The organism is Micromonospora sp. NPDC005686 (assembly GCF_042871665.1).
Classification (GTDB): domain Bacteria; phylum Actinomycetota; class Actinomycetes; order Mycobacteriales; family Micromonosporaceae; genus Micromonospora.
On the sequence record NZ_JBIAIY010000004.1, the window covers coordinates 142,068 to 161,967 of the forward strand.

At 72.8% G+C, this 19,900-nt stretch carries 17 protein-coding genes; 14 read left to right on the forward strand and 3 right to left on the reverse strand.

What is annotated here, in order from left to right; genetic code table 11:
- Window position 1 precedes the first annotated feature (1 nt).
- The 4 genes from ACFYON_RS11105 to ACFYON_RS11120 all read left to right on the forward strand — a co-directional run bounded on the left by ACFYON_RS11105 (window position 2) and on the right by ACFYON_RS11120 (window position 4,680).
- Complete coding sequence (locus ACFYON_RS11105) at window positions 2-691, forward strand: ABC transporter permease (RefSeq protein ID WP_354868899.1); 690 nt, start codon at window positions 2-4, stop codon at window positions 689-691.
- Complete coding sequence (locus ACFYON_RS11110) at window positions 688-1,410, forward strand: ABC transporter permease (RefSeq protein ID WP_091425704.1); 723 nt, start codon at window positions 688-690, stop codon at window positions 1,408-1,410. Before ACFYON_RS11105 ends, ACFYON_RS11110 begins: the two co-directional genes overlap by 4 nt.
- Window positions 1,411-1,562: 152 nt before the next feature.
- Window positions 1,563-2,567, forward strand: a complete 1,005-nt coding sequence (locus ACFYON_RS11115; protein ID WP_354868896.1) for a glycine betaine ABC transporter substrate-binding protein — start codon at window positions 1,563-1,565, stop codon at window positions 2,565-2,567.
- A 121-nt stretch (window positions 2,568-2,688) separates the two neighbouring features.
- On the forward strand, window positions 2,689-4,680 hold the full coding sequence (locus ACFYON_RS11120) for a hypothetical protein (protein WP_354868894.1): 1,992 nt from the start codon (window positions 2,689-2,691) through the stop codon (window positions 4,678-4,680).
- Between the two features lie 34 nt (window positions 4,681-4,714).
- Here ACFYON_RS11120 and ACFYON_RS11125 read toward each other — a convergent pair whose 3' ends face one another.
- Both ACFYON_RS11125 and ACFYON_RS11130 read right to left on the reverse strand, forming a co-directional pair.
- Window positions 4,715-5,884 (reverse strand): NADH-quinone oxidoreductase subunit D, encoded by a 1,170-nt coding sequence (locus ACFYON_RS11125; RefSeq protein ID WP_176722867.1) that lies wholly within the window; start codon window positions 5,882-5,884, stop codon window positions 4,715-4,717.
- Window positions 5,881-6,927: an SAM-dependent methyltransferase gene (locus ACFYON_RS11130; RefSeq protein WP_354869174.1), complete on the reverse strand. Its 1,047-nt coding sequence runs from the start codon at window positions 6,925-6,927 to the stop codon at window positions 5,881-5,883. Before ACFYON_RS11130 ends, ACFYON_RS11125 begins: the two co-directional genes overlap by 4 nt.
- 192 nt (window positions 6,928-7,119) lie before the next feature.
- Here ACFYON_RS11130 and ACFYON_RS11135 point away from each other — a divergent pair, with 192 nt between their 5' ends.
- The 7 genes from ACFYON_RS11135 (at window position 7,120) to ACFYON_RS11165 (ending at window position 13,927) form a co-directional block, all read left to right on the forward strand.
- Window positions 7,120-8,049, forward strand: coding sequence for a Rossmann-like and DUF2520 domain-containing protein (locus ACFYON_RS11135; RefSeq protein WP_354868891.1), 930 nt, complete (start codon window positions 7,120-7,122; stop codon window positions 8,047-8,049).
- Window positions 8,049-8,891, forward strand: a complete 843-nt coding sequence (panC, locus tag ACFYON_RS11140) for a pantoate--beta-alanine ligase (protein WP_354868888.1) — start codon at window positions 8,049-8,051, stop codon at window positions 8,889-8,891. Before ACFYON_RS11135 ends, panC begins: the two co-directional genes overlap by 1 nt.
- A 29-nt stretch (window positions 8,892-8,920) precedes the next feature.
- Window positions 8,921-9,349 (forward strand): aspartate 1-decarboxylase, encoded by a 429-nt coding sequence (panD, locus tag ACFYON_RS11145; RefSeq protein ID WP_354868886.1) that lies wholly within the window; start codon window positions 8,921-8,923, stop codon window positions 9,347-9,349.
- Between the two features lie 211 nt (window positions 9,350-9,560).
- On the forward strand, window positions 9,561-10,454 hold the full coding sequence (locus ACFYON_RS11150) for a septum formation family protein (protein ID WP_355093782.1): 894 nt from the start codon (window positions 9,561-9,563) through the stop codon (window positions 10,452-10,454).
- A 60-nt stretch (window positions 10,455-10,514) separates the two neighbouring features.
- Complete coding sequence (locus ACFYON_RS11155; protein WP_355093780.1) at window positions 10,515-12,203, forward strand: L-aspartate oxidase; 1,689 nt, start codon at window positions 10,515-10,517, stop codon at window positions 12,201-12,203.
- A gap of 59 nt (window positions 12,204-12,262) precedes the next feature.
- Entirely contained in the window at window positions 12,263-13,159 is an 897-nt protein-coding gene (gene nadC, locus ACFYON_RS11160; RefSeq protein WP_354868880.1) for a carboxylating nicotinate-nucleotide diphosphorylase, read from the forward strand.
- Between the two features lie 9 nt (window positions 13,160-13,168).
- The gene (locus tag ACFYON_RS11165; protein ID WP_354868878.1) at window positions 13,169-13,927 is read left to right on the forward strand and encodes a type III pantothenate kinase; all 759 of its coding nucleotides are present in this window, start codon (window positions 13,169-13,171) and stop codon (window positions 13,925-13,927) included.
- 2 nt (window positions 13,928-13,929) lie between these two features.
- Here ACFYON_RS11165 and ACFYON_RS11170 read toward each other — a convergent pair whose 3' ends face one another.
- Window positions 13,930-14,553: a class I SAM-dependent methyltransferase gene (locus tag ACFYON_RS11170; RefSeq protein WP_354868875.1), complete on the reverse strand. Its 624-nt coding sequence runs from the start codon at window positions 14,551-14,553 to the stop codon at window positions 13,930-13,932.
- Between the two features lie 214 nt (window positions 14,554-14,767).
- Here ACFYON_RS11170 and lysS point away from each other — a divergent pair, with 214 nt between their 5' ends.
- The 3 genes from lysS (at window position 14,768) to ACFYON_RS11185 (ending at window position 19,826) form a co-directional block, all read left to right on the forward strand.
- The gene (gene lysS / locus ACFYON_RS11175; RefSeq protein WP_354868872.1) at window positions 14,768-16,276 is read left to right on the forward strand and encodes a lysine--tRNA ligase; all 1,509 of its coding nucleotides are present in this window, start codon (window positions 14,768-14,770) and stop codon (window positions 16,274-16,276) included.
- 119 nt (window positions 16,277-16,395) lie between these two features.
- Window positions 16,396-16,746 carry an Lsr2 family protein gene (locus ACFYON_RS11180; protein WP_354868870.1) on the forward strand — a complete coding sequence of 117 codons (351 nt, stop codon included), beginning with the start codon at window positions 16,396-16,398 and terminating at the stop codon, window positions 16,744-16,746.
- Window positions 16,747-17,285: 539 nt separating this feature from the next.
- On the forward strand, window positions 17,286-19,826 hold the full coding sequence (locus ACFYON_RS11185) for an ATP-dependent Clp protease ATP-binding subunit (protein ID WP_354868867.1): 2,541 nt from the start codon (window positions 17,286-17,288) through the stop codon (window positions 19,824-19,826).
- Window positions 19,827-19,900 lie beyond the last annotated feature (74 nt).

Here is a 19,900-nt window from a genome sequence, read left to right on the forward strand (position 1 = left end):
TGTGTCCCTCCACCTGAGCTACCGGGCCGACCCGGGTAATCCGTGGTTCTCCTGGCAGTACGTGCGGGACAACTCTGACACGATCCTGGCCGCGCTGCGGGAGCACACCTGGCTGACCGCCCGGGCCGTGGTGATCGCCGCGCTGGTGGCGCTGCCGCTCGCGGTGCTCGCGTACTGGTTCCGGTCGCTGTCGGCGCCCATCGTGGCGGTGACCGGGGTGCTCTACACCGTCCCGTCGCTGGCGTTGTTCGCGTTCCTGGCGCCATACCTGGGCATCGGCGCGATCACCGTGCTCACCGTCGTGGCGCTGTACGCGTTGCTGGTCATCGTGCGCAACGCGCTGGCCGGGCTGACCCAGGTGCCGCCGGAGGTGCGCGAGGCCGCCGAGGGCATGGGGTACGGCAGGTGGGGCCGGCTGTTCCGGATCGAGCTGCCGCTGGCGCTACCCGGCATCCTCACCGGCGTACGGCTGGCGACCGTGTCCACTGTCGCGCTCGTCACCGTCGGGGTGGTGGTCGGCCGGGGCGGGCTCGGCCAGCTCATCTTCGCGGGCTTCCAGAACAACTTCTACAAGGCGCAGATCATGACCGGCACGGTGTTGTGCGTGCTGCTGGCGCTGGTGCTCGACCTGGTGCTGGCGGGCGTGGGACGCCTGCTCACTCCCTGGCTGCGCGCAAGGTCCGCCCGGTGAACCCCGTCGAGCAGGCAGTGGTCTGGCTGAACGACCCGCTGAACTGGACCAACCCCGGCGGGGTGCTGGACCGCCTCGGCGAGCACCTCAGCATGTCCGCGCTGGCGGTGCTGCTGGGCTGCCTGGTGGCCTGGCCGATCGGGCTCTGGCTCGGGCACAGCGGCCGGGGCGGCGGGCTGGTCCTGCTGGTCTCCAACGTCACGCTGGCGATCCCGACGCTGGCGCTGCTGACCATCCTTCCGTTGACGTTCCTCGGCTTCGGCCGGCCGGCCGTGGTGGTGGCGCTCGCGGTCTTCGCGGTTCCGCCGCTGCTGGCGAACGCGTACACCGGGGTGCGGCAGGCCGACCCGGAGGCCCGGGACGCGGCCCGGGGGATGGGCCTGTCCGGCGGCCAGGTGCTGCGCCGGGTGGAGCTGCCGCTCGCGGTGCCCTACCTGGCGGCCGGCTTCCGTACCGCGGCGGTGCAGGTGGTGGCCACCGCGGCGCTCGCCTCGTTCGTCAACGGCGGCGGGCTGGGCCAGATCATCCGGGCCGGGTTCGGGCTCGACATCGCCGCCGGCGGGGGTCAGATCATCGCCGGCGGGGTGCTGGTGGCCGGGTTGGCGCTGCTCGTCGAGGGATTGCTCGCGGTGGTGGAGCGGGTGGTGACGCCGCGCCCGCTGCGCCGGGTACGCCGGCGGGCGAACCGCCGCGCGACGGCGGCGACGACCGGCGGTTGAGCCGTCGGTGACGATCGGGTGACGAAAACCGCTCCGAGTTTGTCGGTCGGGTCCGGAAGATATTGGCTGGAGTCGCGGGTGGCCGTCCGGGTCGCCCGTCGGACACGCGGCCGGCCCGACGGGTCGCGCCGGGACACGGAAGGCGGGCACTCATGCGTGCGCGTACACGAATGGCCGCCGGGGCGATCGGCGCTCTCACTGCGGCCGCACTGCTCACCGGCTGCGGCGACGCCGGCTCGTCCGGCACCGACGCGCCCGAGCAGGGCGCCTCGGGGGCGGGCTGCGCCCCGGTGGCGGGCGACCAGCTCGTCGTCCTGACCGACGACAAGAAGCTCCAGAACACCGACAACGTCATCCCCGCGATCAACGCGAAGGCGGCCACGCCGCAGCTGGTCGCCGCGCTGGACAAGGTCTCCGCGAAGCTCGACACCCCGAAGCTGATCCAGCTCAACCGGGCGGTCGACGTCGACCGCAAGACGCCTCAGGTCGCCGCGCAGGAGTTCGCCTCCGCCAACGGCGCGACCGACGGGATCGAGAAGGGCCCGGGCGGCCAGATCACCGTCGGCGCGGGCAACTTCAGCGAGAGCCAGACCATCGCCGAGCTCTACAAGATCGCGCTCACCGCGGCCGGCTACCAGGTCAAGGTGCAGACCATCGGCAACCGGGAGCTCTACGAGCCGGCCCTGGAGAAGGGCCAGATCCAGGTCGTCCCGGAGTACGCCGCCACCATGGCGGAGTTCCTCAACACCAAGAACAACGGCAAGGACGCCCAGCCCGTCTCCTCGCCGGAGCTGGACAAGACGGTCGCGGCGCTGAAGACCCAGGGTGACAAGAACGGCCTGGTCTTCGGCCAGCCGTCCCAGGCGCAGGACCAGAACGCGTTCGCTGTCACCAAGGCGTTCGCCGACAAGTACGGCGTGTCCACGCTCTCCGAGCTGGCCGCCAAGTGCTCCGGCCAGGCGACAGTGCTGGCCGGCCCGCCGGAGTGCCCGCAGCGGCCGAAGTGCCAGGCCGGTCTGGTCGAGATCTACGACTTCAGGGCCGGTTCGTTCAGCTCGCTGGACGCCGGTGGCCCGCAGACCAAGAACGCGCTGAAGACCGGCTCGGCGAGCGTCGGCCTGGTCTTCTCCTCCGACGCCGCGCTGGCCACGAGCTGACGCACCACCGCCGGCCGGCACACGTGCCGGCCGGCGGCACGGGCAGCCCGTTCGGCGGTCCGTGCATCGAGTGGTGCCGACCCGTTCCCCTCGGGTGGAACTCTCGGTAATCTGCTCAGCCATGCCCGCCTCGGTCGCGCCCACCGACAAGAGCACGCCCACCCTGCTCACCGTCCTGTTCTGGGTCGGCGTGGGGCTGGCGCCCCTGGCGGCGCTCGTCCTGCTGATCGCGGACGGCAACGGCTCGCTCCGGTTCGGCGCGGTCCTGGCGATCCTCGCCGTCGTGCTCATCGGTCTGTCCATGGCGCTGCGGCCGGAGGGCGGTTCCGACGACGCGGCCGCCGAGGAGCTACGCGAGGAGTTGGCGCAGCTCCGGCGGGAGTTGCGAGCCGAGATCGTGGCCGCCGCCCAGCGCGGCAACCAGGCACTCGACCAGGCACGCCGGGCCGAGGAGGTGGCCGGCGCGGTACGGCACCGGCTCGACGTTGCCGCCGCCGGACTGGCCTCCGCGTCCACGCCCGCCTTCGCCTCCGCGTCCACGCCCGCCTCCGCGTCCACGCCCGCCTCCGCGTCCACGCCCGCCTCGGCCTCCGTGTCCGCGTCCGAGCGCCCGATCGGTGCGGCCCGGGTGCCGGTCACCGGCACGTCCGACGCGGGACCGGCGCACCCGGCCGGCCGGGACGACGACGAACCGGCCCGTCCGGCGAGCGCCGCCGGCCGCTACGGAACCGGCTCCGACTCGCCCCGGGCGGGCCGCTACCACTCCGACTCGCCAGGGGCGGGCGCCGAGCCGCCCCGGGCCGGCCGCTATGACACCGAGCCGCCCCGGGCCGGCCGCTATGACACCGAGCCGCCCCGGCCCGGCCGTTACGACGATGAGTCGTCCCGGGCGGCCCACTACGAACCCGAACAGTCCCGGTCGGGCCGTTACGAACCCGACCCGGTGCGGACGGGCCGGCACGACGCCGAGCCGGCGCGGGCCACCGTACGTCCGGACCGGCCGGCGAGCGGGGTGTACGGCGCGGCGGGGGTCTCCGACCCGGCGGCCCGCCCGGTCGGCGTGGTCCATCACACCGAGACGGTGCACGTCACCACCCGGCACACGATCGTCGGCGGTGGTGAGCCGGCCGGAAACCGGTACGGCGGACTCCCCGGCGGCTGGTCGGACGAGAGCCGGTCCCGGGGCACGGACCCGGCCGATCACTGGCGTGCGGGACACCGCGACCCGGGCGACCGGTCGGGCCGTCGGGCCGCGTCTGATGACGGTGGCTGGGGTGCCGGGTCCGGCGGCGACGGGCCCTCGTGGACCGACCCCGGCCGCCCGGGCGCCGAGCATCCGTGGGCGGGCATCGGCCGGGCCGCCGACGGCGAACCGGGCTGGTCCGCGCGCACCGGCGGCGAACAGGGCCGGTCCGGGCATGCCGCCGGGGAACCGGGCTGGCCCACGCGTACCGCCGGGGGCGGCTGGTCGAGCGACCAGGGCCGGACGGCGGCGGAGGAGCAGCGACAGTGGTCCGGCGGGGGTGACGACCGGGCGGCGGGCGCGTGGCCGGCGGCAGCAGCGGGCCGACCCGACGCCCCGGCCGGCCGGGCGAGCACCGACGGCGACCAGTGGTCCGAGATGGGTGCCGGCAACCGGTGGGCCGCGGTCCGCGACGACGGCGCGGGCCGCGAGATCCGGCTCGGGGAACGGCGGGCCGCGGTGCACGCCGACGGCGGCGGCACCGAGTACCGGGTCGAGGACCGGTGGGCGTCGGTACGCGGCGGCGGTCCGGCCGCGAGCGGGCCGGGCGAGCCGGACGGCCGCTGGTCGGGGGAGAGTCACCCGGCGCTGCCGGCCGGTGGGGTGCCGGTGCCCGGGGAGTGGCGGCCACCGACGCAGCGCAGCGGCCAGCCGGAATGGCGGCAGCCGCCCCCGGAGTGGCGGCAGCCCGAGCCGCAGTGGCGTCAGCCCGAGCCGGAGTGGCGTCAGCCCGAGCCGGAGTGGCGCCGGCCCGAGCCGGAGTGGCGGCCGGCGGAACCGGAGTGGCGTCAGCCCGAACCGGAGTGGCGCAGCCCGGAGCGCGGTGGACACGGCGGGCCGCACGGAGACGCCACCGACCGCTGGCGCTGAACCGCCCACATCGCTGACCGCGCCGGGACGACCGTCACTTGTCGATGTCGCCCACCACGAAGAACATCGAGCCGAGAATGGCGATCAGGTCCGGCACCAGGCAGCCGGGCAGCAGCGACGAGAGCGCCTGCACGTTCGCGTACGAGGCGGTGCGCAGCTTCATCCGCCACGGCGTCTTCTCGCCCCGGGACACCAGGTAGTAGCCGTTGATGCCGAGCGGGTTCTCGGTCCAGGCGTACGTGTGCCCCTCCGGCGCCTTCAACACCTTGGGCAGCCGGGTGTTCACCGGGCCGCTGATGCGGTCCACCCGGTCCAGGCACTGCTCGGCCAGGTCGAGCGAGACGTACACCTGGTCGAGCAGCACCTCGAAGCGGGCGTGACAGTCACCGGCGGTCTTCGTCACCACCGGCACGTCGAGCTGGTCATAGGCCAGATAGGGCTCGTCGCGGCGCAGGTCGAGGTCGAGCCCGGAGGCGCGGGCGACCGGCCCGGACGCGCCGAACGCGGCGGCGTCGGCGGCGGACAGCACGCCGACGCCGACGGTGCGGGCCAGGAAGATGTCGTTGCGCCGGATCAGGTTGTCGAGATCGGGCATCCGGCGGCGTACCTCGGCGATGGCGGCGCGGGCGCGCCCGGTCCAGCCGGACGGCACCTCCTCCTTCAGGCCGCCGACCCGGTTGAACATGTAGTGGATCCGGCCGCCGGAGACCTCCTCCATCACGGCCTGGATGGTCTCCCGTTCCCGGAAGGCGTAGAACATCGGCGTGATCGCGCCGATCTCCAGCGGGTACGAGCCGAGGAACATCAGGTGGTTGAGCACCCGGTTCAGTTCGGCCAGCGCCATCCGCAGCCAGGTGGCGCGCTCCGGCACCTCCATGCCCATCAGCCGTTCGACCGCGAGCACCACGCCCAGCTCGTTGGAGAACGCCGACAGCCAGTCGTGCCGGTTCGCCAGCACGATGATCTGCCGGTAGTCGCGTACCTCGAAGAGCTTCTCCGCCCCCCGGTGCATGTAGCCGACGATCGGTTCGGCCGCGACCACCCGCTCCCCGTCGAGCACCAGCTTCAGCCGCAGCACGCCGTGCGTCGACGGGTGCTGCGGCCCGATGTTGAGCACCATGTCGGTGCCGAGCTGCTCACCGCCCGCGCCGGTGCCGACTGTGAGCTCGCGGAGGTCGGCGGCGTCCGTGGTCATGCCCGTCATCGTGCCACGACCGCGTCGAGCGCGACGCCGACCGGCTGCCGCAGCCACAGGTGCCCGCCGAGCCCGGCCGGGTCGGTCAGCTCGGCCGCCGCCGACGCCGCGGCCAGCGCCCGCAGATAGCCGGCCGGGTCGCGGGAGGCCAGACTCAGCGGCGGTCGCCCGCCGTCGGCCCCGAGCGCCCGCAGTGCCTCCCGCTGAGAGACCAGGGAGTACGCGCACCGCGCGACCCGCTCACCGGCGGAGGCGACCGAGTCCATGGCGACGTGCGCCGTCACGTCGCACGACCCGTCCGGAACCGGCGGCACCTGCCGCCCATCCCGATACCCGGTCAACGTCCCGTCAAAGGGACGCGACTCACGCAGATGCCCGTAGTCCACAGCCAGCGCCAGCCCTCGCGTGACCCGCCCCACGGCCTCCGCCCAGGCCAGATCCCGCCCCACCCCGACCTCCGCCCTCTCACCGGCCATGGCCCCGGTGATCACGGAGTTTGTGTCCTGATCCGGGCCCTCCGCCGGCACGAACTCCTTGATCAGCGGGGTGGGGGGCGGTGGCCACCACTGGGTGAGCCAGGTGGTCTCGGTGGGGGAAGGCTGCGGGCCGACGGTCTCCTGGCCGGTTTCGGGGTCCACCAGGAGCAGGCGCCAGCCTGCCGGGGTGTGTACCGCTACGTCCAGTGGAACGTTGTCCAGCCATTCGGTGGCCAGGAGCAGGCCGGTGACACCCTCGGGGATGTCGGGGCGCCACTCGATCTCCGGTGGCAGGTCCGGAGGGCGGGCCGACAGTTCCACTGCCACCGGGTGGAGCCGGGCGGCTAGTTCGGATGCGGCCTGGGCCAGCAGCGCCTTGAGTAGTTCGCCCCGGCCCGCGCCCACGTCCACCACGTCCAGCCGCGCCGGGTGGCCCAACGCCGCGTCCACCAGTTCGAGCTGCCGCACCAGGCACGCGGCGAACACGGGCGAGGCGTGCACGCTCGTGCGGAAGTGCGCGGCGGGCCCGGCGCCGGAGACGAAGAAGCCGTCCGGCCCGTACAGCGCCCGCTCCATCGCGTCGCGCCAGCGCAGCGGGGAGGTCACCTGCCGACCCTACGGGACGTACCGGAACGGGCGGTTTGCCCGCCACCGCAGCGGCCGGTTCCGGTGGCTGGTGAAGGTTTTCACACCTTCTTGTTTCCGCTCTGTCACCCGAGCGCATACTTGCCATCGACCGGTACCCCCTTCGAGGACTGGATCGCTGCCATGAGCGCACCGCTGCGCCCTCGGGCCACCGCTGCCCCGCTCGTCTTCCCCCGTACCCTCACCGTCGGCGTGCTCGGCGCCGGCCGGGTCGGCGCCGTGCTGGGCGCGGCCCTCGCTGCCGCCGGCCACCGGGTGGTCGCCGCGTCCGGCGCCTCCGGCGCGACACGGGCCCGCCTGTCGCTGCTGCTGCCACAGACCCCGCACCGTTCCGCGACCGCCGTGGCACGCGCCGCGACCGACCTGCTGATCGTCGCGGTCCCGGACGACGCGCTCGCGGACGTGGTCGCCGAGTTGGCCGCGAGCGGCGCGCTGCGCCCCGGCCAGGTGGTGGCGCACACGTCCGGCGCGCACGGGCCGGCCGCGCTGGCCCTGGCCGTCGAGGCGGGTGCCCGGCCGCTCGCGCTGCACCCGGCGATGACCTTCACCGGCACGCCGGACGACCTGTCCCGCCTGCCCGGCATCTCCTACGGGGTGACCGCCCCGGCCGAGCTGCGCCCGTTCGCGGCGCGGCTGGTGGCCGACCTGGGCGGTGTGCCGGAGTGGGTGGGTGAGGCCGACCGGCCGCTGTACCATGCGGCGCTCGCACACGGCGCGAATCACCTGGTGACGCTCGTCAACGAAGCGGCCGACCGGCTGCGCGACGCCGGGGTGGAGCGGCCGGAGAAGGTGCTCGCCCCGCTGCTGCGGGCCGCGCTGGAGAACGCGCTGCGGCTGGGCGACGACGCGCTCACCGGCCCGGTGTCGCGGGGCGACGCGGGCACCGTACGCCGGCATCTGGACCGGCTGGCGCGGACCGCGCCGGAATCCGTACCCGCCTACCTGGCGTTGGCACGACGGACGGCGGACCGCGCCGTCGCGGCCGGCCGCCTGCGCCCGGCGGACGCGGCCGCGCTGCGGAACGTGCTCGACGGAATCGAGGTGGCGGCCTGATGGCCGAGGTGATGCACACGCGCAAGGAGCTGGCTGTGGCCCGCGACGCCATGACCGGCACCGTCGGCGTCGTGATGACCATGGGCGCGCTGCACGCCGGGCACGAGGCGCTGCTGCGGGCCGCCCGCGAGCGGGCCGACCACGTGGTGGTCACGATCTTCGTCAACCCGTTGCAGTTCGGGCCGAACGAGGACTTCGACCGTTACCCGCGCACGCTCGACACCGACATGGAGATCTGCCGCCGGGCGGGGGTGGACGTGGTGTTCGCGCCCTCGGTGACCGAGATGTACCCGGAGGGCCGCCCGGCCGTGGGGCTGAACCCGGGGCCGCTCGGCGAGGACCTGGAGGGCCTGAGCCGTCCCGGCTTCTTCCACGGCGTGCTCACGGTGGTGATGAAGCTGCTCCAGCTCACCCGGCCCGACCTCGCGTTCTTCGGCGAGAAGGACTATCAGCAGCTCACCCTGGTCCGCCGGATGGTGCGGGATCTCGACGTGCCGACCGAGATCGTCGGCGTGCCGACCGTACGGGAACCGGACGGGCTGGCCATGTCGAGCCGGAACCGGTACCTCTCGGCGGTCGAGCGGCAGACCGCGCTGAGCCTGTCCGCCGCGTTGCGGGCCGGCACCGAGGCGGCCGAGCGGGGCGAGGACGCGGGCGCGGTGCTCGCCGCCGCCCACCGGGCCTTCGACGCGCCGGACGCCCGCCTGGACTATCTGGTGCTCACCGACACCCAGCTGGAACCCGGCCCGGTCGACGGTCCGGCCCGGCTGCTGATCGCGGCCTGGGTCGGCGCCACCCGCCTGATCGACAACACGGCGATCCACCTCGCGCCGCGTCCCTGAACCCCACCACGAATGCGGAGGGCATCCCGATGCTGCGGACCATGCTCAAGTCGAAGATCCACCGGGCCACCGTGACCCAGGCCGACCTGCACTACGTCGGCTCGGTCACCGTGGACGAGGATCTGCTCGACGCGGCCGACCTGCTCCCCGGCGAGCAGGTCGCGATCGTGGACATCACGAACGGCGCCCGGCTGGAGACCTACGTGATCCCGGGGCGGCGGGGCAGCGGCGTGATCGGCATCAACGGCGCCGCCGCGCACCTGGTGCACCCCGGCGACCTGGTCATCCTGATCTCGTACGGGCAGATGGACGACGCCGAGGCCCGCGCGTACCGCCCTCGGGTGGTGCACGTCGACGCCGACAACAGGGTCGTCGATCTCTCGACGGACCCGACGACAGCCGCCCCCGGCACCGCAGGCGCCCCGATCCCCAACCCCCTGGCCGCCTCCCTGAGCTGACCCGCCCGCCGCCCTCGCCCGGCTTCCCGCGCCCGCTGATCTTGCACTTCCGGCCCCTCGGATGCGTCTCTTGTCCTTGCTTGTCGGGGCAGCCGGTGCAAGATCGGCGGGGCGGTCATGGCGGGGAACGCGGTCTGTCACCGGAAGGTCATTTTCGGCTACCCTGAGCGGACCGTCGGGGATCGACGGTCGTCGGCTGGGGGAGGCCGCGATGCGCCGTGCGATGAGCGCCCTGGTCGCCGCGACTGTCGCGAGCGTCGCCCTGGCCGGCTGCGCCGGCACCGGCGGGCTGGACGGCGACCTCACCGACGACTGGGCCGCGATGGCGGCCCCCGCACCGTTCACCCCGGCGGCCGGGGTCTGCCAGGTCGCCGACTTCACCCCGAGCGTCGGCCTGGCCGCGTACGCACCGGTCGGCTGCGAGCTGCCGCACCGGGTGGAGACGGTGCACGTCGGCGCGTTCACCGCGGACCGGCCCACCCCGCCGCCGCTCGCCTCACCCGAGCTGCGTACCGCGTTCGCCGACTGCGACAAGCGGGCCACCGGGTACGTGGGTGACGACTGGCGGGCCGGACGGCTCCGGCTCGCCGTGGCGCTGCCGACGGGCATCGGCTGGACGGCCGGCTCCCGCTGGTACCGGTGCGACCTGGCCGAGCTGACGACCACCGAGGCGGCGGCCACCGTGGTCACCCGGACGGGCAGCCTGCGCGACGCGCTGAAGACGCCGTCGCCGCTGCGGCTGGGCTGCCAGCGCACCGTACGGGAGACGGGCCGCGTGCAGCGGCTCACCCCGATCGCCTGCACCGTGGCGCACGACGCCGAGTTCGTCGGCGTGTGGGCCGCGCCGGACCGCCCGTACCCGAAGAAGCCGGAGGACTGGGCGCCGCTCTACGACGGCTGCTTCGCCGTGATCGCCCGGTACGCCGGGCTGCCCGCCGACGCGTACCTGCGCTACCGCAGCGACGTGGTGGTCCGCCCGCCCGCAGCGGGTCGCTGGGCGGTCGGCGACCGGGGCGTGCGCTGCTACCTGTGGCTCAGCGACCGTACGGTGACCACCTCGCTCAAGGGTGCCGGGCCGGCCGCCCTTCCACGCCGGACGAGGTAGCGACAGCATTCGTCACGCCCCCCGCGCCCGAGCCGAGGACGCTTCGGGTTGACTGTGCTCATGGACGTACCGACAGTCGACCTGCCGGCGCTGCCCCGGCTGCTCGCCGCGCCCGCCCCAGGCTGGGTGGAGACGACGGACGTGATCGTGGTCGGCTCCGGCGTGGCCGGGCTGACCGCCGCGCTGCACCTGCGCGAGGCGGGCCTGCACGTCACCGTGGTCACCAAGGTCGACATGAACGAGGGCTCCACCCGCTGGGCGCAGGGCGGGATCGCCGCCGTGCTGGACCCGGCTGATACGCCGGACGCGCACGCGTACGACACGGAGGTGGCCGGCGTCGGCCTCTGCGATCCGGCGGCGGTCCGCGCGCTCGTGGCGGAGGGCCCGACCCGGCTGCGCGAGCTGATGCGGATCGGGGCGGAGTTCGACCGCAACCCGGACGGCTCGCTGATGCTGACCCGGGAGGGCGGCCACCGCGCCGACCGGATCGTGCACGCCGGCGGCGACGCCACCGGCGCGGAGGTGCAGCGGGCGCTGCACGACGCGGTCCGCCGCGACCCGTGGATCCGGCTGGTCGAACACGCCCTGGTGCTGGACCTGCTGCGCGCTCCCGGCGACGGGCCGGGCGGGCTCGGCCCGGCCTGCGGCATCACGCTGCACGTGCTCGGTGAGGGCAGCGAGGACGGCGTCGGCGCGATCCTCGGCCGCGCGGTGGTGCTGGCCACCGGCGGAATGGGGCAGATCTTCGCCGCCACCACCAACCCGGCGGTCTCCACCGGTGACGGGGTGGCGCTGGCGCTGCGCGCCGGCGCGGCCGTCACCGACGTGGAGTTCGTCCAGTTCCACCCGACCGCGCTCATCGTGCCGGCCGGCGGGCCGGGCGCCGGGCTGGCCCAGCAGCCGCTGGTCTCCGAGGCGCTGCGCGGCGAGGGGGCCCACCTGGTCGACGGCGACGGCAAACGGTTCATGGTCGGCCAGCACGAACTGGCCGAGCTGGCGCCCCGGGACGTGGTGGCCAAGGGCATCCACCGGGTGCTGCTCGCCGACGGCGCCGACCACGTGTTCCTGGACGCCCGGCACCTGGGCGGCGACTTCCTGGCCCGGCGTTTCCCGACCATCGTGGCGTCCTGCCTGGCCATCGGCGTGGACCCGGCGACCGACCTGATCCCGGTCGCGCCGGCCGCGCACTACGCCTCCGGCGGCGTCCGGACCGACCTGCGCGGGCGCACCTCCATCCCCGGCCTGTACGCCTGCGGCGAGGTCGCCTGCACCGGCGTGCACGGCGCCAACCGGCTCGCCAGCAACTCGCTGCTGGAAGGGCTGGTCTTCTCCCGCCGGATCGCCGAGGACATCGCCGCCGGGCTGCCCGAGCAGGCTCGCCCGGCGGAGACCGGCGCCTGGGTGGGCGGTCCGGGTCCGCTGGTGCCGGCGTCCGGCACGGCGGAACTGCAACGGGCGATGACCCGGGGCGCGGGCGTGCTCCGGTCGGCGCAGACCCTGGAGGCCGCCGCCGCCACGCTCACCGCGCTGGGCACGGGGCAGGGCGTGCCGCGTACCGCCGACTGGGAGGCCACGAACCTGCTCACAGTGGCGTCGACGCTGGTCGCCGCCGCGTACGCGCGTCAGGAGACGCGGGGCTGCCACTGGCGGGAGGACTTCCCGACGGCTGACGAGCGGTGGCTGGGCCACCTGGTGGCCGAGGTGGGTACGGACGGCATTGTGGCCGAACGCTGGGAAGGGATCCAGTGAGCGCGAGGAGTGAGCCGGTCTTGCGAGCCCCGCAGTCGCGAACGAAGGAGGCACAGTCCATGAGGGAGTCGACGGAGCGGGCGCTGCGGGAGGGCGGCCTGGACCCGGAGTGGGTCCGGCACGTCGTCGTCGAGGCGCTGCGCGAGGATCTGGGGCCCGACTTCCTCGACGTCACGAGCGTGGCCACCATCCCGGACGAGCAGCAGGACACGGCCGATCTGGTGGCGCGCGCCGACGGCGTGGTGGCCGGGCTGCCGGTGGCCGCCGCCGTGTTCGAGCTGGTCGGTGAGGTGACCGGCGCGGGGCGTACGGTCGAGGTGTCGCTCGTGGCCCACGACGGGCAGCGGGTGACGCGCGGCGACGTGCTGGCCACGGTGACCGGCCCGACCCGGCTGCTGCTGACCAGCGAGCGGACGGCGCTGAACCTGCTGTCCCGCATGTCCGGCGTGGCGACGCACACCCGGGCCTGGGCCGACGAGCTGGCCGGCACGAAGGCGACGGTGCTGGATACCCGCAAGACCACGCCGGGCCTGCGGGCGCTGGAGAAGTACGCGGTCCGGGCCGGTGGCGGCACCAACAAGCGGATGGGCCTGTACGACGTCGCCATGATCAAGGACAACCACAAGGTCGCGGCGGGCGGAATCGGTGCCGCGTTCCGCCGGGTCCGGGAGGCGTTCCCCGACGTCGCGGTGCAGGTCGAGGTGGACACGCCGGCCGAGGCGGTGGAGGCGGTCGAGGCGGGCGCCCGCTTCCTGCTGCTGGACAACATGACTCCGGCGCAGCTGCGCGAGGTGGTGGCGTCGGTGGGCGACCGGGCGGAGCTGGAGGCCACCGGCGGGCTGACGCTGCCGATGGCCGCCGAGTACGGCGCTACGGGCGTGGACTTCCTCTCGGTCGGCGCGCTCACCCACTCCTCGCCGATCCTGGACATCGCCCTCGACCTGCGCGACGTCTAGGCTGCCGCTGTGCTGCTCTGCATCGACATCGGAAACACGAACACCGTGCTGGCGACCTTCGACGGCGACAAGCTGGTGCACTCGTGGCGCATCAAGACCGACGCCCGCTCCACGGCGGACGAACTGGGTCTGATGTTCCGCGGGCTGCTGGCCGGTGACGCCGTGGAGATCACCGGGGTGGCCGCCTGCTCGACCGTGCCGGCCGCGCTGCGCTCGCTGCGCACCATGCTCGACAGGTACTACGCCGACCTGCCCAGCGTGATCGTCGAGCCGGGGGTGCGGACCGGCGTCCAGCTCGCCATCGACAACCCGAAGGAGGTGGGCGCGGACCGGGTGGTGAACACGCTCGCCGCGTACACGCTCTACGGCGGCCCGTCGATCGTCGTGGACTTCGGCACCACCACCAACTTCGACGTGATCAGCAGCCGGGGCGAGTTCCTCGGCGGTGCGTTCGCGCCGGGCATCGAGATCTCCTTCGACGCGCTGGCCGCCCGGGCCGCCCAGTTGCGCAAGGTCGAGGCGACCCGCCCGCGCTCGGTGATCGGCAAGAACACCGTCGAGTGCCTCCAGGCCGGGCTCTACTTCGGCTTCGCCGGGCAGGTGGACCGGATCGTCGAGCGGATGTCCGAGGAACTGGGCGGCGTGAAGGCGGTCATCGCCACCGGCGGCCTGGCCTCGCTGGTGCTCGGCGAGTGCCACACCATCACCCACCACGAGCCGATGATCACGCTGATCGGCCTGCGGATGGTCTACGACCGCAACGTCTGAGGTCAGCGGCGGCGGGCGCGCAGCACGAACGTGCGGTAGGGCAGCTCCACGGCGTCCCGGCCGGCCAGGTCGGGGTGGGTGGCGAACAGCTCCGCCAGCGCCGCGTCCACCCGTCGCCGCTCGTCCGCGTCGGCGGTCAGCCAGAACGAGCGGGTGTGCAGCATCGCCACCACCTCGTCCGGCGTGAGCGTGGCGGCGTGCGCGAACTCGCCCACCTCGACGGCCGTGAAGGCGGGGCCGAAGTCCGCGTACCGCTGGGTCACGTCGCCCGCGTCGTCGCCGAGGTGGGCGATCCGGGTCAGCTCCGCGACCCAGCCGACCCGCTCGTCCCGGATGTTCCAGACCGGCGCGAACGTGCCACCCGGCCGCAGCACGCGGGCCACCTCGGCGTGCGCCCGCTCCCTGTCGAACCAGTGGTACGCCTGCCCGACCAGCACCGCGTCCGCCGACCCGTCCGGCAGCGGCACCGCCTCGGCGCTGCCGGCGAGCGCCGTCGTGCCGGGCGTGGCGGCGGCCAGTTGCGCCCGCATCCCGGGATCCGGCTCCACGGGTACGACCTGCGCCACCGGCCCGCTCAGCGCCAGCAGCCCTCGGGTGAGGATGCCGGTGCCGGCGCCGAGATCCACCACCCGGGGGGCGGGCAGCCCGTCCAGCGCAGCGCAGCGCCGCCTCCGGATAGCGGGGACGGAAGCGGTCGTACTCGGCCGCGGCGGCACCGAACGAGAGGGCAGGGGTGGGCTCGGTCCTGGCGGGCAGGTTATCCCGTAACGGCCGTCCGGGCGCTTGAGTACGCTCATGTGCTGACCCCGCCGATGTTCCCAAGGCCTGAGGAAGCGTGCCGTGACCGAGCAGAACGCCCTGCCAACTGACCCCGCCGACGACCTTCCCGAGCAGATGAAGGTCCGCCGGGAGAAGCGGGACCGGATGCTCGCCGAGGGCGTCGAGCCGTACCCGGTGGGTTTCCCGCGGACCACCACGCTCGCGCGGCTGCGGGAGCGCTACGCCGACCTGCCCACCGACACCGCCACCGGCGACCGGGCCTCGGTCACCGGCCGGGTGATCTTCATTCGCAACACCGGCAAGCTCTGCTTCGCGACGCTGCGCGACGGCGACGGCACCGAGGTCCAGGCGATGCTCTCGCTGGACCGGGTGGGCGCCGAGCGGCTGGCGGACTGGAAGCGCCTGGTCGACCTCGGCGACCACGTCGGGGTGACCGGCGAGGTGATCACCAGCCGGCGCGGCGAGCTGTCCGTCCTCGCCGAGGAGTGGGCGGTGACCGCCAAGGCGCTGCGCCCGCTGCCGGTGGCGCACAAGCCGCTCAGCGAGGAGTCCCGGGTCCGCCAGCGCTACGTGGACCTGGTCGTCCGCCCGCAGGCGCGGCAGATGGTACGCACCCGGGCCACCGCCGTACGCAGCCTGCGCGACACCCTGCACGGTCAGGACTTCATCGAGGTCGAGACCCCGATGCTGCAACTGCTGCACGGCGGGGCGGCGGCACGCCCATTCGTGACCCACAGCAATGCGCTCGACACGGATCTGTATCTGCGAATCGCGCCGGAACTGTTTCTCAAGCGTGCGGTGGTCGGTGGCGTGGATCGCGTCTTCGAGATCAACCGCAACTTCCGTAATGAGGGCACCGACTCCTCGCACTCGCCCGAGTTCGCGATGCTCGAGGCGTACCAGGCGTACGGCGACTACCACACGATGGCGGAGCTGACCCAAAATCTCGTGCAGCGGGCCGCACTGGCGGTCGCCGGCTCGACGGTGGTGACCCACGCCGACGGGCGTGAGTTCGATCTGGGCGGACAGTGGCGGTCGGTGTCACTGTTCGGTGTTCTTTCCGAAGCGCTCGGTGAGGAGGTCACCGTCCGCACCGAAAGGGCGCGCCTCGTCGAGTACGCGGACAAGGTCGGTCTCTCCGTCGACCCGAAGTGGGGACCGGGCAAGCTGGCCGAGGAGTTGTTCGAGGAACTGGTGGTGCCGTCCCTTCAGGCGCCGACGTTCGTGATGGACTACCCGGAGGAGACCAGCCCGCTGACCCGGGCCCACCGCAGCGAGCCGGGCCTGGCCGAGAAGTGGGACCTCTACGTGCTCGGATTCGAGCTGGGCACCGCGTACTCGGAGCTGGTCGACCCGGTCGTGCAGCGGGAGCGGCTGGTGGCCCAGGCGCAGCTCGCGGCGCGCGGCGACGACGAGGCCATGCGGCTGGACGAGGATTTTCTCCGAGCGATGGAGTATGGAATGCCGCCGTCCGGAGGCATGGGAATGGGAATCGACAGGCTGCTGATGGCACTGACGGGGCTCGGAATTCGGGAAACGATCCTGTTCCCGTTGGTCCGGCCCGAGTAGGCGCTCCCGGAAGCCTTCTCCGGCTCGTTACCCGGTCCTATTGACGGAACAAGCGCCGGACGGGTTATTGTGCTCGGGGTATTGCAGGAGCACAACCCTGCTCGAAAGGAATGTAGGACGTGGCCAAGCAGATCATTCACAAGCTGGTCGATGACCTGGACGGCGGGGACGCTGACGAGACCGTCAAGTTCGCGCTCGACGGGGTGCAGTACGAGATCGACCTCTCCGCATCCAACGCCGGTAAATTGCGGGACGTATTCGCGCCGTACATCGCGAACGGTACGAAGGTCGGTCGCGGGGGTGTGGTCGTGGGTGGCCGGGCCGCTCGGGGCCGGGGCGGCGCGACCGCCGACCGCGAGCAGAACCGGGCCATCCGCGAGTGGGCCAAGAAGGCCGGCAAGGACATCTCCGACCGGGGCCGGATCCCGCAGGAGATCGTTGATGAGTTCCACGCGAAGGCGGGGCACTGACCCCACCCTCGTCACGGGCGACGCGACGCCGGACCGGAGTGCCACTCCGGGCCGGCGTCGCCGTCTCCGGGCCGCATCGCCGTTTCCGCCGCCGGCGTCCGGCTCGGGTCCGGCCGTCCCGGTCCCGTCCCGCCCGGTGCGGGATGTCCGGTCCGGCCCGCCCTGCGGTCCTCGGTCGCCTTCTCCCGGGAAGAAATCGCCCCGGGGGGCCGTTGTCCACAGGCGGTGGAGACTTCGTCCACAGGCTGTGGACGACCGCGGTGAGCGCATCGGCAGCGCCCCGGATCCACTCGGCCGGCCGTTCCGCCGCCGGTCGGATTTCGCTCTGCGCGTACAGGCAGGGGTCCCGGAACACCTCCTGAGCGTGGACGGTTGTCAGAAACGACGTCGGAACGGTCATCCGCGGGGGCACACGACCTCAGCGGAGACGGTCCGCGGCGATAGAGTAAGGAGGCACGGACGCCCGTCCCGGACGTCCGCGCACCGGCCCCGCCGAGATCTGACCATCAAGGCGCACGGCACGTGAGGAGCACGAGGGCATGTTCGAGCGGTTCACCGACCGAGCGCGACGGGTTGTCGTCCTGGCCCAAGAAGAGGCCCGGATGCTCAACCACAACTACATCGGTACGGAACACATCCTGCTGGGCCTGATCCACGAGGGTGAGGGTGTCGCGGCAAAGGCCCTGGAGAGCCTCGGCATCTCCCTGGAGGGCGTGCGTCAGCAGGTCGAGGAGATCATCGGCCAGGGCCAGCAGGCACCGAGCGGGCACATCCCGTTCACGCCGCGGGCCAAGAAGGTGCTGGAGCTGTCGCTGCGCGAGGCGCTGCAGCTCGGCCACAACTACATCGGCACCGAGCACATCCTGCTCGGCCTGATCCGCGAGGGCGAGGGCGTCGCCGCCCAGGTTCTGGTGAAGCTGGGCGCTGACCTGAACCGGGTGCGCCAGCAGGTCATCCAGCTGCTCTCCGGCTACCAGGGCAAGGAGCCGGCCGCGGCCGGTGCCGCGCCGGGTGAGGCCGCGCCGTCGACCAGCCTCGTGCTGGACCAGTTCGGCCGCAACCTGACCCAGGCCGCCCGCGAGGGCAAGCTCGACCCGGTCATCGGGCGCGAGAAGGAGATCGAGCGGGTCATGCAGGTGCTGTCCCGCCGCACCAAGAACAACCCGGTGCTGATCGGCGAGCCCGGCGTCGGCAAGACCGCCGTGGTGGAGGGCCTGGCCCAGAAGATCATCAAGGGCGAGGTGCCCGAGACGCTGAAGGACAAGCAGCTCTACACGCTCGACCTCGGTGCCCTGGTCGCCGGTTCCCGCTACCGCGGTGACTTCGAGGAGCGCTTGAAGAAGGTGCTCAAGGAGATCCGTACCCGCGGCGACATCATCCTCTTCATCGACGAGATCCACACCCTCGTCGGTGCGGGTGCGGCCGAGGGCGCGATCGACGCCGCCAGCATCCTCAAGCCGATGCTGGCCCGTGGTGAGCTGCAGACCATCGGCGCCACCACGCTCGACGAGTACCGCAAGCACCTGGAGAAGGACGCCGCTCTGGAGCGTCGTTTCCAGCCGATCCAGGTGGGCGAGCCGTCGCTGGCACACACCATCGAGATCCTCAAGGGCCTGCGGGACCGCTACGAGGCGCACCACCGCGTCTCCATCACCGACGCCGCCCTGGTCGCCGCCGCTACGCTCGCCGACCGCTACATCTCCGACCGGTTCCTGCCGGACAAGGCGATCGACCTGATCGACGAGGCGGGCGCACGGATGCGCATCCGCCGGATGACCGCGCCGCCAGACCTGCGCGACTTCGACGAGCGCATCGCCCAGGTGCGCCGCGACAAGGAGTCCGCGATCGACGCGCAGGACTTCGAGCGGGCCGCCCAGCTTCGCGACACCGAGAAGCAGCTGCTGGGCCAGAAGGCGCAGCGGGAGAAGGAGTGGAAGGCCGGTGACCTGGACGTCGTCAGCGAGGTCGACGACGAGCAGATCGCCGAGGTGCTCGGCAACTGGACCGGCATCCCGGTCTACAAGCTGACCGAGGAGGAGACCTCGCGCCTGCTGCGCATGGAGGACGAGCTGCACAAGCGCGTCATCGGCCAGGAGGACGCGGTCAAGGCGGTCTCGAAGGCGATCCGGCGTACCCGGGCCGGCCTGAAGGACCCGAAGCGCCCCTCCGGCTCGTTCATCTTCGCCGGCCCGTCCGGCGTCGGTAAGACCGAGCTGTCCAAGGCGCTCGCCGAGTTCCTGTTCGGCAGCGAGGACGCCCTCATCCAGCTCGACATGTCGGAGTTCCACGACCGGTACACGGTGTCCCGGCTCGTCGGTGCCCCTCCCGGCTACGTCGGCTACGACGAGGGCGGGCAGCTCACCGAGAAGGTGCGTCGCCGGCCGTTCTCGGTGGTCCTCTTCGACGAGATCGAGAAGGCCCACCCGGACGTGTTCAACACGCTCCTCCAGATCCTGGAGGACGGGCGCCTCACCGACGGCCAGGGCCGGATCGTGGACTTCAAGAACACGGTCATCATCCTGACCACCAACCTCGGTACGCGCGACGTCGCCAAGGCGGTCTCGCTGGGCTTCCAGGCATCTGAGGACTCCGAGTCGAACTACGACCGGATGAAGCAGAAGGTCAACGACGAGCTCAAGCAGCACTTCCGGCCCGAGTTCCTGAACCGGATCGACGACACCATCGTCTTCCACCAGCTGCGCGAGACCGAGATCCTCTCGATCGTGGACATCATGATCCAGCGCATCGAGTCCCAGCTGCGCAACAAGGACATGGGCCTGGAGCTGACCGACAACGCGAAGAAGTACCTCGCGAAGAAGGGCTTCGACCCGGTGCTGGGCGCGCGGCCGCTGCGTCGCACGATCCAGCGCGACATCGAGGACAACCTGTCCGAGCGGATCCTGTTCAACGAGCTGACCCCGGGTCAGATCGTGGTCGTGGACTGCGAGGGCGACCCGGAGAACATCGACAAGTCCAAGCTCGTCTTCCGGGGCGCGGACCGGCCGGACGCCGTGCCGGACGCGGTCCCGGCGGACCTCGGCGGCACCGCCGCCACCGGTGCGGACGACGCCGCCGCATAACGAGAGCACGAAGGGCGACGGCCCCGGTAGGCGAAAGCCACCGGGGCCGTCGCCTTTCCACACCCCCGTCCGGC

Bases quoted from the DNA above. Each gene is read 5' to 3' on its own strand.
- ACFYON_RS11115 (WP_354868896.1), top strand. From the start codon at position 1,563: ATGCGTGCGCGTACACGAATGGCCGCCGGGGCGATCGGCGCTCTCACT.
- ACFYON_RS11120 (WP_354868894.1), top strand. From the start codon at position 2,689: ATGCCCGCCTCGGTCGCGCCCACCGACAAGAGCACGCCCACCCTGCTC.
- ACFYON_RS11125 (WP_176722867.1), bottom strand. From the start codon at position 5,884: ATGACGGGCATGACCACGGACGCCGCCGACCTCCGCGAGCTCACAGTC.
- ACFYON_RS11130 (WP_354869174.1), bottom strand. From the start codon at position 6,927: ATGGAGCGGGCGCTGTACGGGCCGGACGGCTTCTTCGTCTCCGGCGCC.
- ACFYON_RS11135 (WP_354868891.1), top strand. From the start codon at position 7,120: ATGAGCGCACCGCTGCGCCCTCGGGCCACCGCTGCCCCGCTCGTCTTC.
- panC (WP_354868888.1), top strand. From the start codon at position 8,049: ATGGCCGAGGTGATGCACACGCGCAAGGAGCTGGCTGTGGCCCGCGAC.
- panD (WP_354868886.1), top strand. From the start codon at position 8,921: ATGCTGCGGACCATGCTCAAGTCGAAGATCCACCGGGCCACCGTGACC.
- ACFYON_RS11150 (WP_355093782.1), top strand. From the start codon at position 9,561: ATGCGCCGTGCGATGAGCGCCCTGGTCGCCGCGACTGTCGCGAGCGTC.
- ACFYON_RS11155 (WP_355093780.1), top strand. From the start codon at position 10,515: ATGGACGTACCGACAGTCGACCTGCCGGCGCTGCCCCGGCTGCTCGCC.
- nadC (WP_354868880.1), top strand. From the start codon at position 12,263: ATGAGGGAGTCGACGGAGCGGGCGCTGCGGGAGGGCGGCCTGGACCCG.
- ACFYON_RS11185 (WP_354868867.1), top strand. From the start codon at position 17,286: ATGTTCGAGCGGTTCACCGACCGAGCGCGACGGGTTGTCGTCCTGGCC.